The organism is Pseudomonas sp. FW215-R2, assembly GCF_058789255.1.
In genome coordinates, this window is record NZ_JBYTBO010000003.1 from 368,302 (window position 1) to 382,060 (window position 13,759).

A 13,759-nucleotide genomic window follows, 5' to 3' on the forward strand; every position below is an offset into this window, starting at 1 on the left:
TTCGACGAAAACTAATACCACTTGCATACCATGTCAACGCAACGCAAAGGCCTGTAGTCCTTTGGGATCGGGTGTTTCAGGGTGGGTGGTTTCAAGTGGTATTAGAGGTGGGCTCTGGAATGCAAAAGATCGCAGTCTGCGGCAGTTCTGGCGGGTGAAAGTGGTATCACCGTTCAGACGTTGCCGCAGGCTGCGATCTTTTGAATTTATTTTTTGCGGGCGACCAATGGTCAGAGGGAAGGGCCGCTTCGCGGCCCGGAGAGAGCAGGCGCCCTGGTGACAGAATCAGGGGCGGATTTCGATCATCGTGCCGTCTGGCACCAGGTTCCAGACTTCGCGCATGTCGACGTTGCGCATGGCGATGCAGCCGTCGGTCCAGTCCAGGGTGTGGAACAGGTTTTCCGGGTTGTCTTCGGAATCCGGCGTGCCGTGGATCATGATCATGCCGCCAGGCTCGACGCCTTCGCGCCGGGCGCGGGCGGAGTCGCTGATGTTCGGGTAGGAGATGTGCATCGACAGGTTGAATTTGTCGCTGGTCTTGCGCCAGTCGATCCAATAGAAACCTTCAGGTGTGCGTTTGTCGCCTTCAATCAGTTTCGGGCCTTTTTTCGCGCCCTTGCCCAGGGAAATGCGATAGCTCTTGAGCGGCTTGCCATCGGCGATCAACTGCAGTTGATGAGCCGACTTGAGCACCAGTATTTTTTCGATGAGCGGGGTGTTCGAAGGCGTCACGGTGGTCACGAACGACGCTTGGGAGACGGTGACGAACGACAGGCAAAACAGGGCAAGCAACCAGCGCATTGAAACGATTCCCCAGAAGGTGATGCAGATAATTTATTTATAGATCTTATGCAGGCGCTGTCGCGGGCTGCGCACGCGGGTTATCGGCCGGCTGGCGCTGAAATCAAGTGATGGCCGGTTGAGCGAGCGGCGGGATCGATTCCGAGCGCACCGGGTAAGTCTCGGCGCGGCGGTCAGCGAAGAAGCATTCTAAGGTACGGCCCACCGTGCGGAAAGCCAGCTCGTCCCACGGAATCTGCGCTTCGTCGAACAGTTGCACTTCGAGGCTCTCGGGGCCGGCGGAAAAATCCAGGTCCGCCAGCTCTGCGCGAAAGAACACATGCACCTGGCTGATATGCGGCACGTCGATCAGGGTGTAGATGCTCAGGTTACGCACCCGGGCGCAGGCTTCCTCGGCGGTTTCGCGGATGGCGGCCTGCTCGATGGTCTCGCCGTTCTCCATGAAACCGGCGGGCAGCGTCCAGTAACCGAGACGCGGCTCGATGGCACGGCGGCAGAGCAGGACTTTGCTGCCCCAGGTCGCCACGCATCCGGCCACGATATTGGGGTTCTGGTAGTGAATGGTCTGACAGCTGTCGCAGACAAATCGCAGCCGCGAGTCGCCTTCGGGAATGCGCTGGGTCACCGGGTTGCCGCACTGGCTGCAAAATTTCATGCTGGGGTTCCTGAATGCTGCGCCTATCTTGGCGTGCAGCGGTGTCAGTCGGCAAGTTGTCGTTTCGCGACATGACCCTTGTCCGGGGCTTGGGCGGTCGCATTGATTGGTGCATGATGCAGGGCAAGGCACAGATCGAGAACACTTATGCTGGACGAGCTACTGCACCGGGTAAGCAATCACACGCCGCGCACGCTGGAGACCGACACGCGTTTCCCCGAGGCCGCCGTCCTGGTGCCGATTACTCGCAGTGACGAACCCGAGCTTGTCCTGACCTTGCGCGCCAGCGGGCTCTCGACCCACGGTGGCGAAGTCGCCTTTCCCGGCGGTCGACGGGATCCGGAGGATCCGGACCTGATCTTTACCGCGCTGCGTGAAGCCGAAGAAGAAATCGGCCTGCCGCCCGGCCTGGTCGAAGTGATCGGTCCGCTCAGCCCGTTGATCTCCCTGCATGGCATCAAGGTCACACCGTATGTCGGGGTGATTCCCGATTTCGTCGAATACCAGGCCAATGATGCCGAGATCGCTGCGGTGTTCAGTGTGCCGCTGGAATTCTTCCGCAAGGACCCGCGCGAACACACCCACCGCATCGACTATCAGGGTCGCAGTTGGTACGTGCCGAGCTATCGTTATGGCGAATACAAGATCTGGGGGCTGACGGCGATCATGATCGTCGAGTTGATCAACCTGCTCTATGACGCCAAAATCAGCCTGCATCGACCGCCTAAAAGCTTTATCAACACCTGAAGCCATCGTTCGAATGGCCAGCCAACGTGAGCCCTGAGGAAAACAAGATGAAATACCGCCTGGGCGACGCCCGTGTCGAGACCCATCCGCAGAGCTGGGTCGCCCCCAATGCCGTGCTGGTGGGCAAGGTCAGACTGGAAGAGGGTGCCAACGTCTGGTTCAACGCCGTGTTGCGCGGCGACAACGAACTGATCCTGATCGGCAAGAACAGCAACGTGCAGGACGGCACCGTGATGCACACCGACATGGGCTACCCGCTGACCATCGGCACCGGCGTGACCATCGGCCACAACGCCATGCTCCACGGCTGCACGGTCGGCGACTACAGCCTGATCGGCATCAACGCGGTCATCCTCAACGGCGCGAAGATCGGCAAGAACTGCATCATCGGCGCCAATTCGCTGATCGGCGAAGGCAAGGAAATCCCGGACGGCTCGCTGGTAATGGGCTCGCCGGGCAAGGTAGTGCGTGAGCTGACCGAACAACAGAAGAAGATGCTCGAAGCCAGCGCCGCCCACTATGTACATAACTCGCAGCGCTATGCGCGCGATCTGGTCGAGCAGGAAGAATGAATACGGTTGAGCGGCCGGTGGCCTCGCCCTGCGTGAATATTTGCGCGTTGGATGACGATGACATTTGCACCGGTTGCCAGCGCACGGTCGAGGAAATCACCCGCTGGAGCCGGATGACCAACGACGAGCGGCGGGCGGTGCTGGGGTTGTGTCATGAGCGGGCGAAGTCTAGTGGGCTGGTCTGGATGATCGGCAAAACGCCTGGGCAATAGCCGATTTGATTGGCGTCCTCGAAGGGCTGAAGTAACCTGTGCGCCAAATTGACAGGTCACGCCCATGATTTTCCTCATCGCTTACATCAGCAGTGTCGTGCTGATCAACTTCGCCTTCTCCACTGCGCCGCACCTGGACATCATCTGGTCGGCCTGGGGCGGGCTGGTGTTCGTGTTGCGCGACATGGTGCAGATCCGGTTCGGCCACGGTGCGATTGCGGCGATGCTGGCGGCGCTGGTGCTGTCCTATGTCACCTCCGATCCATCGATTGCGCTGGCCAGCGCCACGGCGTTCGCGGTGTCCGAGTGCATCGACTGGCTGGTGTTCACCGTCACCAAGCGGCCGTTGCGTGACCGCCTGTGGATCAGTTCGGCGCTGAGCATTCCCCTCGATACCTTCATCTTTTTCGGCATGATCGACCTGCTGACGCCACCGGTGATCATCACTGCTCTGGCCTCGAAGTTCGCCGGTGTCACCGCCGTCTGGCTGATCATGGCCTGGCGCGAGCGTAAACAGGCTGTCGCCGGCTGAAGCCAAACCCTCAGGTTCATGTAAAATGCCGCGCTTTCTCCCCATGGAAAGCGCGTCTGGCGTTGCTTTCCTCGATGATCCGCTTCTTTGAGGACCTGAGATGACCCGTATCGGAACTCCATTGTCGCCGACCGCGACCCGCGTATTGCTGTGTGGCTGTGGTGAGTTGGGCAAGGAAGTGGTGATCGAGCTGCAACGCCTGGGCGTTGAAGTGATCGCCGTTGACCGTTACGCCAATGCGCCGGCCATGCAGGTTGCTCATCGCAGCCACGTGATCAACATGCTTGATGGCGCAGCCCTGCGTGCGGTGATCGAAGCCGAGAAGCCGCACTTCATCGTGCCGGAAATCGAAGCCATCGCCACCGCTACCCTGGTCGAGCTGGAAGCCGAAGGCTTCACCGTGATCCCGACTGCTCGCGCCGCGCAACTGACCATGAACCGCGAAGGGATCCGTCGTCTGGCCGCCGAAGAACTGGATCTGCCGACTTCGCCGTACCACTTCGCCGATACCTTCGAGGACTACAGCAAAGCCGTTGAAGACCTGGGTTTCCCGTGCGTCGTCAAACCGGTGATGAGTTCGTCGGGCAAGGGCCAGAGCCTGCTGCGCAGCGTCGATGACGTGCAGAAAGCCTGGGATTACGCGCAAGAGGGCGGTCGCGCTGGCAAAGGTCGGGTGATCATCGAAGGTTTCATCGATTTCGACTACGAAATCACCCTGCTGACCGTTCGTCATATCGGCGGCACCACGTTCTGTGCGCCGGTCGGCCACCGTCAGGAGAAAGGCGACTACCAGGAATCCTGGCAGCCACAGGCCATGAGCCCGATTGCACTGGCTGAATCCGAGCGCGTTGCCAAAGCGGTAACTGAAGCCTTGGGTGGTCGTGGCCTGTTTGGCGTCGAATTGTTCATCAAGGGCGATCAGGTGTGGTTCAGCGAAGTGTCGCCGCGCCCGCACGACACCGGTCTGGTGACCCTGATTTCCCAGGACCTGTCGCAGTTCGCCCTGCACGCCCGCGCGATTCTCGGCCTGCCGGTGCCGCTGATCCGTCAGTTCGGCCCATCGGCTTCGGCGGTGATTCTGGTGGAAGGTCAGTCGACCCAGACCGCATTCGCCAACCTCGGCGCTGCACTGAGCGAGCCGGATACCGCGCTGCGTCTGTTCGGCAAGCCTGAGGTCAATGGCCAGCGTCGCATGGGCGTGGCCCTGGCGCGTGACGAGTCGATCGAGGCCGCTCGTGCCAAGGCGACCCGTGCTTCTCAGGCGGTCGTTGTAGAGCTGTAATCTCGCTATCTGATCGCTCCCGCCCGTGCGGGAGCGATCATTGCGCTTATGACACCTGATTCAGGTCGTTATGGCGCGTTTCCTTCAGGCACAGCACAGCGATCAAGCTGAGCACCGCGGCCGCAGATACATACCCGCCGACATAACTCAAACCACCCATCGCCACCAGTTTCTGCGCGAAGAACGGTGCCGCCGAGGCCCCGACAATCCCGCCGAGGTTGTAGGCCGCCGATGCTCCGGTATAGCGGACGTGCGTCGGGAACAGTTCCGGCAGCAGCGCGCCCATCGGGGCGAACGTCACACCCATCAGGAACAGCTCGATGCACAGGAACAGCGCCACGCCCCAGGTCGAGCCCTGAGTCAGCAACGGCTCCATTAGAAACCCGGAAAGAATCGCCAGCACACCACCGACGATCAGCACCGGTTTGCGCCCGTAACGATCGCTTGCCCAGGCTGACAACGGCGTGGCGGCCGCCATGAACAGCACAGCGAAGCACAGCAGCCCGAGGAATGTCTCGCGGCTGTAGCCCAGCGTCGACACGCCGTAGCTCAGGGAAAACACCGTCGAGATGTAGAACAGCGCGTAGCACACCACCATGGCGGCGGCACCCAGCAGCGTCGGTGCCCAGTATTGGCTGAACAGCTCGACCAGCGGCACTTTAACCCGCTCCTGACGGGCGATGGCGTTGGCGAACACTGGCGTTTCGTGAAGTTTGAGGCGCACATACAGCCCGACCATCACCAGCACTGCGCTGAGCAGGAACGGAATCCGCCAGCCCCAACTGCGGAACTGTTCGTCATTGAGCGTCATGGCCAAGGTCAGGAACAGGCCGTTGGCCGCCAGAAAACCGATCGAAGGGCCCAACTGCGGGAACATGCCGAACCACGCGCGTTTGCCTTTCGGTGCGTTTTCGGTCGCCAGCAGCGCCGCGCCACCCCATTCGCCACCCAATCCCAGGCCCTGGCCGAAGCGCAGCACACACAACAGGATCGGCGCCCACGCCCCGATGCTGTCGTAACCCGGCAGCACGCCGATCAGCGTGGTGCAGACACCCATCAGCAGCAGGGAAGCCACCAGTGTTGATTTGCGTCCGATACGGTCGCCGAAGTGGCCGAACAGTGCCGAACCCAGCGGGCGGGCGAGGAACGCGATACCGAAAGTGAGGAATGCCGAGAGCATCTGCGCTGTGCCGGATGTCTGCGGAAAGAATACCGGCCCGATCACCAGTGCAGCAGCAGTGGCGTAGACGTAAAAATCGTAGAACTCGATGGCCGTGCCGATGAAACTCGCGGTAGCCACGCGGGTGGCGGAGTTGGTCGGTTGGGCAGGCGCGGTGTCGCTGTAAGCGGTACTGGTCGTCATGCGGTGATCCCTGACAGTCATGAGCTCCATTGGAGCGAATTATTATGGTCGAACACCCAGGGATGTGGGATGAGGCACGAGCGCTGTTTCGAGTAGGAACAGTCGTCGGTGTGATGCGGAAAGCGGTGATGAACCGGCCGGAACCAGTCGGGTGCGGGGTAAGCACGCGGTTCGGCGGGGCTTGGGTAAGCGCCCCGATTATAGGAAGGTGGCTAACGATTGAACAAGGGGCGAGCTAGCGGACGGGTGTGAGTGCCGGTGCCGAGCTGGTGTGCCAGATGAGCACTTTGCTTACGCGGTTCTCCTCGGTTTCGAGGATCTCCAGGCGATAGCGCCCGATCTTCAGGCAGACCGCGCTTTCCGGAATGGTTTCCAGTGCTTCGGTCACCAGACCGTTGAGAGTCCGGGGGCCGTCGCTGGGCAGGTGCCAGCCCAGACATTTGTTCAGCTCGCGGATCGAGGCGGCGCCGTCGATCACCATGCGACCATCGGCCTGCGGATGAATATGCGGGTTGTCGAGGCTGTGCTCGCTTTCGAATTCGCCAACGATTTCTTCGAGAATGTCTTCCAGGGTGACGATCCCCAACACTTCGCCGTACTCGTCCACCACCATGCCCAGGCGCCGCTGCTGCTTGTGGAAGTTCAGCAGCTGCAGTTGCAGTGGCGTGCTTTCCGGGACGAAATACGGCTCGTAGCTGGCGGCGAGGAGCGCTTCGCGGGTCAGGGCGTGATTGTCCAGCAAGTGGCGGATCTGCCGGGTGTTGAGGACGGCCTCGACCTGGTTGATGTCGCTGTGGAAAACCGGCAGGCGCGTGCGCTTGTTGTGGCGCAATTGCTCGATGATTTCTTCGATCGGGTCATCAAGATTGATGCCGTCGACGTCACTGCGAGGCACCAGGATGTCGTTGACCGTGATGTTGTCCAGCGCATGGATGCCGGAAACCGGGTGCGGGCGAGACGAGTGATCCGGGTCGTCATGGCGATCGGCGGGGACGTCGTCATCGCTCTGCTGCACGACCTGAGGCTTGCGCACCAGCGGACGCAACAGCAAACCACTGATGCTGCTCAGCAGCCATGCGAGCGGATAGATCACTTTCAGCGGAACAGCCAGCAACGAATTGCCGAATGACAGCACGGCGTCCGGATAACGTTGGGCGAGGGTGCGCGGGAAATAGTCGGCAAATACCAGCAATACGGCGCTGGCGCCCAGGCAGGCTGCCCAAGGACCGTTCTCTTCACAGAGGAAAATCGCCAGTAGCGTGGCAAGCACCACGGCGAGGGCGCGACACAGGGTGTTGCACAGGATCAGGCTGTCGAGCGGGAAGCTGAGTTTTGCCAGTGGCTTGTCACTGGCGCGCGACGCGGTGCGTTGCGCCAGCAGATGCTGTTGCGCCACTTCGATGGCGGTAAACAACCCCGACCAGAGAATCAGCAGGACAAAAACCGCGAGCATCGGCCCTATGGGCAAACCGTCCATTTATGCCGCCCGTCAGATGTGCAGGATGTATTCACGGACCAGTTTGCTGCCGAAATACGCCAACATCAGCAGGCAGAAACCGGCGAGGGTCCAGCGGATCGCTTTGTGGCCGCGCCAGCCCAGGCGGTTGCGGCCCCACAACAGCACGCTGAACACGACCCAGGCCAGGCAGGCCAGCAGGGTCTTGTGCACCAGGTGCTGGGCAAACAGGTTTTCGACGAACAGCCAGCCGGAAATCAGCGACAGCGACAGCAGCGTCCAGCCGGCCCAGAGGAAGCCGAACAGCAGGCTTTCCATGGTTTGCAGCGGCGGGAAGTTCTTGATCAGCCCGGACGGGTGCTTGTTCTTGAGCTGGTGATCCTGCACCAGCAGCAACAACGCCTGGAACACGGCGATGGTGAACATGCCGTAGGCGAGGATCGACAGCAGGATATGCGCGAGGATGCCCGGCTCTTCGTCGATGATCTGCACGGTGCCGGTGGGTGCGAACTGCGCCAGCAACACGGTGATCGCACCCAGCGGGAACAACAGGACCAGCAGGTTTTCCACCGGGATCCGCGAACAGGCCAGCAGGGTCAGGGCAATGACTGCCGCGGCAATCAGGCTCGAAGCGCTGAAGAAGTCCAGGCCCAGACCGATCGGCGTCAGCAGGTGAGTCAGCAGGCTGGCACTGTGGGCCAGCACGGCGAGCACGCCGAGCGTGACCAGCAGGCGCTTGTTGGCCTTGGCGCCAGTGGCCAGGCGGGTGCCCTGATAGAGGGTCGCAGCGGCATATAGAAGGGCGGCGGCGAGGGTGGTCAGCAAACTCGGTGACAAGGGGAGCATAAATCCTGTTAGGCAAGCCCGAAAGGCGCTGAGTTTGGCATAGAACCGCCATGGCACGAAAGACCGGCAAGCTGACAGCGAGGTGTCCGCCAGACGCAGTCTTCGCTATAATCCGCGACCTGCCCACGCCGCAGGCTCGCCGAGCACATGTTGATTCCGGTCTGGGCCGCCATTATCCCGGTCTACACAGGGCCTGAAAGGATCGCGCAATGTTTGAAAACTTAACCGACCGTCTCTCGCAGACGCTGCGCCATGTCACTGGCAAGGCGAAGCTGACCGAAGACAACATCAAAGACACCCTGCGCGAAGTGCGCATGGCGTTGCTCGAAGCCGACGTCGCCCTGCCGGTGGTCAAGGACTTCGTCAATTCGGTCAAGGAGCGCGCTGTCGGCACCGAAGTGTCGCGCAGTCTGACGCCGGGCCAGGCGTTCGTGAAGATCGTCCAGGCCGAGCTCGAAAGCCTGATGGGCGCGGCCAACGAAGATTTGAACCTGAGTGCCGTGCCGCCAGCCGTCGTATTGATGGCCGGTCTGCAGGGTGCCGGTAAAACCACTACCGCCGGCAAGCTGGCGCGCTTCCTTAAAGAGCGCAAGAAGAAGTCGGTCATGGTCGTGTCGGCGGACGTCTATCGTCCTGCGGCTATTAAACAGCTGGAAACCCTGGCCAACGACATCGGCGTGACGTTCTTCCCGTCCGACCTGAGCCAGAAGCCGGTCGACATCGCCAACGCGGCTATTAAAGAAGCAAAACTGAAATTCATCGACGTGGTCATCGTCGATACCGCCGGTCGTCTGCACATCGACGAAGAGATGATGGGCGAGATCAAGGCGCTGCACGCCGCGATCAACCCGGTCGAAACCCTGTTCGTGGTCGACGCCATGACCGGTCAGGACGCCGCCAACACGGCCAAGGCCTTCGGCGACGCTCTGCCGCTGACCGGTGTGATCCTGACCAAGGTCGACGGTGATGCCCGTGGCGGTGCCGCGCTGTCCGTTCGTGCCATCACCGGCAAGCCGATCAAGTTCATCGGTATGGGCGAGAAGACCGAAGCCCTCGATCCGTTCCACCCGGAGCGTATCGCTTCGCGGATCCTCGGCATGGGCGACGTGCTCAGCCTGATCGAACAGGCTGAAGCGACCCTCGACAAGGACAAGGCCGACAAACTGGCCAAGAAACTGAAGAAGGGCAAGGGCTTCGACCTCGAAGACTTCCGCGATCAGTTGCAACAGATGAAGAACATGGGCGGTCTCGGCGGCCTCATGGACAAACTGCCGAGTATCGGTGGTGTGAACCTGTCGCAGATGGGCAATGCCCAGAGCGCCGCAGAGAAGCAATTCAAACAGATGGAAGCCATCATCAACTCCATGACCCCGGCCGAGCGCCGCGACCCTGAGCTGATCAGCGGTTCGCGCAAGCGCCGGATCGCCATGGGTTCCGGCACTCAGGTGCAGGACATCGGTCGCTTGATCAAGCAGCACAAGCAGATGCAGAAGATGATGAAGAAATTCTCCGCCAAGGGCGGAATGGCGAAAATGATGCGCGGCATGGGCGGTATGTTGCCCGGCGGCGGCATGCCGAAAATGTAAAGAATCCGCGCCGGTCGTCGCACCGGCGCAGACCCCGCAAGGATGCGGGATCAACAGCAAACCCGCACTCGGCGGGAGCTGACCGGCCGTTTTAAACGACGGCCCTATATGCAAATCTGCACGGCCTGCCATAGGCGCCGGAAAAAGTCATTTGCAAAAGTCCGGATATTCCTTAGAATATGCGGCCTTTCGGGCACCCATGCCCGCTGTGCATTTAGATTTGCAGCACCGACTACAGGAACGATGTTCACATGCTAACAATCCGTCTTGCCCTTGGCGGCTCCAAAAAGCGCCCGTTTTACCACCTGACCGTAACCGACTCCCGCAACCCGCGTGACGGTTCCCACAAAGAACAGGTTGGTTTCTTCAACCCTGTTGCCCGTGGTCAGGAAATCCGTCTGTCCGTGAACCAAGAGCGCGTTGCCTACTGGCTGAGCGTTGGTGCACAGCCTTCTGAGCGTGTTGCTCAGTTGCTGAAGGAATCGGCTAAGGCTGCGGCCTGAGCAATATGAACGCGACGCCTGCTATTGCCGATGATTTGATCGTTATTGGCAAAATTTACTCTGTTCACGGCGTTCGCGGCGAAGTGAAGGTTTATTCCTTTACTGATCCGACTGAAAACCTGTTGCAGTACAAAACCTGGACGCTCAAGCGCGAAGGCAATGTCAAACAGGTCGAGCTGGTCAGTGGACGCGGGAGCGACAAGTTCCTGGTCGCAAAGCTCAAGGGTCTTGATGATCGTGAAGAAGCTCGTCTTCTGGCCGGTTATGAGATCTGCGTGCCGCGCAACCTGTTCGCTGAATTGACCGAAGGCGAGTACTACTGGTACCAGCTGGAAGGTCTGAAGGTCATCGACACGCTTGGGCAATTGCTCGGGAAAATCGATCATCTTCTGGAAACCGGCGCCAATGATGTAATGGTAGTCAAGCCTTGCGCTGGCAGCCTGGATGATCGCGAACGCCTGTTGCCCTATACGGAGCAATGCGTGTTGGCCGTCGACCTCGCAGCGGGCGAGATGAAGGTGGATTGGGACGCGGACTTCTAAGCGTGGCTAACTTGCGCGTAGAAGTGATCAGTTTGTTTCCCGAGATGTTTTCCGCCATTGGCGACTACGGCATCACCAGTCGTGCGGTCAAACAGGGGCTCTTGCAGCTGACCTGTTGGAATCCGCGGGATTACACGACGGATCGGCATCACACTGTGGACGATCGCCCGTTTGGCGGTGGTCCGGGCATGGTGATGAAGATCAAGCCCCTGGAAGATGCTCTGGTTCAGGCCAAGGCAGCAGCCGGGGAGGCGGCGAAGGTGATTTACCTGTCCCCCCAAGGCCGTCAACTGACTCAGTCGGCGGTACGCGAACTGGCGAAATCGGATGCACTGATCCTGATTGCCGGTCGCTATGAAGGCATTGACGAGCGTTTTATTGAAGCTCATGTCGATGAAGAGTGGTCGATTGGCGACTATGTACTGTCTGGTGGCGAGCTGCCGGCCATGGTCCTGATCGATGCGGTTACACGACTGCTGCCTGGAGCTTTAGGGCATGCGGACTCCGCCGAGGAAGATTCCTTTACGGATGGTCTGCTGGATTGCCCGCACTACACCCGACCTGAGGTGTATGCGGATCAGCGTGTACCCGACGTGTTGCTGAGTGGCAACCACGCGCACATCCGGCGTTGGCGTTTACAGCAGTCCCTTGGTCGGACCTATGAACGACGCGCCGATCTTCTGGAAAGCCGCTCGCTTTCTGGAGAAGAGAAGAAGCTGCTCGAGGAATACATCCGCGAGCGGGACGATAGTTAACAACGTATCGATGGTAAATCCGACGATTTACCTTAGGAGCACAGCATGACCAACAAAATCATCCTTGCACTCGAAGCAGAGCAGATGACCAAAGAGATCCCTACCTTTGCCCCGGGCGACACCATTGTCGTTCAGGTGAAAGTGAAGGAAGGCGATCGTTCCCGTCTGCAAGCGTTCGAAGGCGTTGTAATCGCCAAGCGTAACCGCGGCGTGAACAGTGCGTTCACCGTTCGTAAAATCTCCAACGGTGTTGGCGTAGAACGTACTTTCCAGACCTACTCCCCGCAGATCGACAGCATGGCTGTTAAACGTCGCGGTGACGTACGTAAAGCCAAGCTGTACTACCTGCGCGACCTGTCGGGTAAAGCAGCTCGCATCAAGGAAAAACTGGCTTAAGTCCAGCTTCCGATGCAGAAAAAAGCAGCCTACGGGCTGCTTTTTTGTTGTCCGCAATTTATCCACAGCACTATTGCTTCAGGCCGTATCCATGACATCTCGTGAGCACGAAATCGAACGCCGCACCGAACTCTCGGTGACCCGCGTGACCAAGGCGGTTTTCCCGCCGACCACCAACCATCACAACACCCTGTTCGGCGGCACTGCGCTCGCCTGGATGGACGAAGTGTCGTTTATCACCGCTACGCGTTTCTGCCGCTTGCCACTGGTGACCGTGTCGACCGACCGAATCGATTTCAACCACGCGATCCCCGCAGGTTCCATCGTCGAACTGGTCGGGCGGGTGATCAAGGTCGGCAACACCAGCCTCAAGGTCGAGGTGGAAGTGTTCGTTGAAAGCATGAGCTGCGACGGGCGCGAAAAGGCGATTCACGGGCAGTTCAGCTTCGTCGCGATTGACGACGACAAGCGCCCGGTGCCAGTTCTGCCTGGTTTTGCCGCCTGAAGGTTCCGTGTACGGGCGGGCTATGAAAGACTGTCCGCCATCTCTGCCTTGCCTGAGCTTTTATGCCCGCCATCGACCACCCGCTGATTGACCAGTTTCTCGACGCCCTATGGTTGGAAAAAGGTCTTTCCGACAACACCCGCGACGCCTATCGCAGTGATCTCGCACTGTTCAACGGCTGGTTGCAGGAGAAAAATCTCGAGCTGATCAACGCCGGTCGTGAATTGATCCTCGATCACCTGGCCTGGCGCCTGGAACAGAACTACAAACCCCGTTCTACCGCGCGATTCCTCTCGGGTGTACGTGGCTTTTATCGCTACCTGTTGCGGGAAAAACTGATCTCGGTCGATCCGACCTTGCGCGTCGACATGCCGCAACTCGGTCGGCCGTTGCCCAAATCCCTGTCAGAAGCCGACGTTGAAGCGTTGCTGAGGGCGCCAGACTTGAGCGAAGCCATCGGCCAGCGTGACCGCGCCATGCTTGAAGTCCTTTACGCCTGCGGCTTGCGGGTAACCGAGCTGATCAGTCTGACCCTGGAGCAGGTCAACCTGCGTCAGGGCGTATTGAGGGTAATGGGCAAGGGCAGTAAAGAGCGCCTTGTACCGATGGGCGAGGAAGCGATTGTCTGGGTCGAGCGCTACCTGCGCGATGGTCGCGGCGAGCTGCTGGGCGGACGCCCCAGCGATGTGCTGTTTCCCAGTCAGCGCGGCGAGCAGATGACTCGCCAGACCTTCTGGCACCGTATCAAGCATCAGGCCAAGGTCGCCGGCATCGGCAAATCACTGTCGCCCCACACGCTGCGTCACGCCTTCGCCACGCACCTGCTCAACCATGGCGCCGATTTGCGGGTGGTGCAGATGTTGTTGGGCCACAGCGACCTGTCGACCACGCAGATCTACACTCACGTCGCCCGGGCACGGTTGCAGGATCTGCATGCCAAGCATCACCCTCGAGGCTGAGCGCAGTCTGTCTTGCGACAGGCGCATTCGGTCACGCGAACCTTATG

17 protein-coding genes are annotated in these 13,759 nt (G+C 60.0%); 12 read left to right on the forward strand and 5 right to left on the reverse strand.

The genetic code is table 11. The features are described 5' to 3' along the window. Window positions 1-285 precede the first annotated feature (285 nt). Window positions 286-801, reverse strand: a complete 516-nt coding sequence (locus AC3WRD_RS06575; RefSeq protein ID WP_096819231.1) for a L,D-transpeptidase family protein — start codon at window positions 799-801, stop codon at window positions 286-288. Between the two features lie 103 nt (window positions 802-904). Beyond that, window positions 905-1,456: an NUDIX hydrolase gene (locus tag AC3WRD_RS06580; protein ID WP_096819233.1), complete on the reverse strand. Its 552-nt coding sequence runs from the start codon at window positions 1,454-1,456 to the stop codon at window positions 905-907. Between the two features lie 147 nt (window positions 1,457-1,603). On the opposite strand from AC3WRD_RS06580, the gene AC3WRD_RS06585 reads away from it, so the two are divergent. The 5 genes from AC3WRD_RS06585 (at window position 1,604) to purT (ending at window position 4,801) form a co-directional block, all read left to right on the forward strand. Next, complete coding sequence (locus AC3WRD_RS06585; protein WP_085711654.1) at window positions 1,604-2,203, forward strand: CoA pyrophosphatase; 600 nt, start codon at window positions 1,604-1,606, stop codon at window positions 2,201-2,203. Window positions 2,204-2,250: 47 nt separating this feature from the next. Continuing rightward, complete coding sequence (locus AC3WRD_RS06590; RefSeq protein ID WP_011332606.1) at window positions 2,251-2,775, forward strand: gamma carbonic anhydrase family protein; 525 nt, start codon at window positions 2,251-2,253, stop codon at window positions 2,773-2,775. Continuing rightward, a complete protein-coding gene (locus AC3WRD_RS06595; protein ID WP_096819234.1) occupies window positions 2,772-2,987 on the forward strand; it encodes a DUF1289 domain-containing protein in 216 nt (71 codons plus the stop codon). The genes AC3WRD_RS06590 and AC3WRD_RS06595 overlap by 4 nt, the downstream gene beginning before the upstream one ends. 64 nt (window positions 2,988-3,051) lie before the next feature. Next, window positions 3,052-3,519 (forward strand): preQ0 transporter, encoded by a 468-nt coding sequence (locus tag AC3WRD_RS06600; protein ID WP_096819236.1) that lies wholly within the window; start codon window positions 3,052-3,054, stop codon window positions 3,517-3,519. A 100-nt stretch (window positions 3,520-3,619) separates the two neighbouring features. Beyond that, window positions 3,620-4,801: a formate-dependent phosphoribosylglycinamide formyltransferase gene (gene purT / locus AC3WRD_RS06605; RefSeq protein WP_102619525.1), complete on the forward strand. Its 1,182-nt coding sequence runs from the start codon at window positions 3,620-3,622 to the stop codon at window positions 4,799-4,801. 46 nt (window positions 4,802-4,847) lie between these two features. On the opposite strand, the gene AC3WRD_RS06610 is transcribed toward purT, so the two are convergent. From AC3WRD_RS06610 to AC3WRD_RS06620, 3 genes are all read right to left on the reverse strand, one after another. Further along, entirely contained in the window at window positions 4,848-6,164 is a 1,317-nt protein-coding gene (locus AC3WRD_RS06610) for an MFS transporter (protein ID WP_102619526.1), read from the reverse strand. 235 nt (window positions 6,165-6,399) lie between these two features. Beyond that, a complete protein-coding gene (locus tag AC3WRD_RS06615; protein ID WP_102619528.1) occupies window positions 6,400-7,641 on the reverse strand; it encodes a transporter associated domain-containing protein in 1,242 nt (413 codons plus the stop codon). A gap of 12 nt (window positions 7,642-7,653) precedes the next feature. Continuing rightward, window positions 7,654-8,466: a cytochrome C assembly family protein gene (locus AC3WRD_RS06620; protein WP_096819244.1), complete on the reverse strand. Its 813-nt coding sequence runs from the start codon at window positions 8,464-8,466 to the stop codon at window positions 7,654-7,656. Between the two features lie 209 nt (window positions 8,467-8,675). On the opposite strand from AC3WRD_RS06620, the gene ffh reads away from it, so the two are divergent. The 7 genes from ffh (at window position 8,676) to xerD (ending at window position 13,712) form a co-directional block, all read left to right on the forward strand. After that, a complete protein-coding gene (gene ffh, locus AC3WRD_RS06625) occupies window positions 8,676-10,052 on the forward strand; it encodes a signal recognition particle protein (protein WP_102619529.1) in 1,377 nt (458 codons plus the stop codon). A 251-nt stretch (window positions 10,053-10,303) separates the two neighbouring features. Next, window positions 10,304-10,555, forward strand: a complete 252-nt coding sequence (gene rpsP, locus AC3WRD_RS06630) for a 30S ribosomal protein S16 (RefSeq protein ID WP_003185073.1) — start codon at window positions 10,304-10,306, stop codon at window positions 10,553-10,555. Between the two features lie 5 nt (window positions 10,556-10,560). Then, entirely contained in the window at window positions 10,561-11,097 is a 537-nt protein-coding gene (gene rimM / locus AC3WRD_RS06635; RefSeq protein WP_102619530.1) for a ribosome maturation factor RimM, read from the forward strand. A 2-nt stretch (window positions 11,098-11,099) separates the two neighbouring features. Continuing rightward, the gene (gene trmD, locus AC3WRD_RS06640) at window positions 11,100-11,852 is read left to right on the forward strand and encodes a tRNA (guanosine(37)-N1)-methyltransferase TrmD (RefSeq protein WP_096819250.1); all 753 of its coding nucleotides are present in this window, start codon (window positions 11,100-11,102) and stop codon (window positions 11,850-11,852) included. A gap of 45 nt (window positions 11,853-11,897) precedes the next feature. Next, window positions 11,898-12,248, forward strand: coding sequence for a 50S ribosomal protein L19 (gene rplS, locus AC3WRD_RS06645; RefSeq protein ID WP_003175895.1), 351 nt, complete (start codon window positions 11,898-11,900; stop codon window positions 12,246-12,248). Window positions 12,249-12,339: 91 nt separating this feature from the next. Beyond that, complete coding sequence (locus AC3WRD_RS06650; protein WP_102619531.1) at window positions 12,340-12,753, forward strand: acyl-CoA thioesterase; 414 nt, start codon at window positions 12,340-12,342, stop codon at window positions 12,751-12,753. 62 nt (window positions 12,754-12,815) lie between these two features. Next, the gene (gene xerD, locus AC3WRD_RS06655) at window positions 12,816-13,712 is read left to right on the forward strand and encodes a site-specific tyrosine recombinase XerD (RefSeq protein WP_096819254.1); all 897 of its coding nucleotides are present in this window, start codon (window positions 12,816-12,818) and stop codon (window positions 13,710-13,712) included. Window positions 13,713-13,759: the final 47 nt, after the last annotated feature.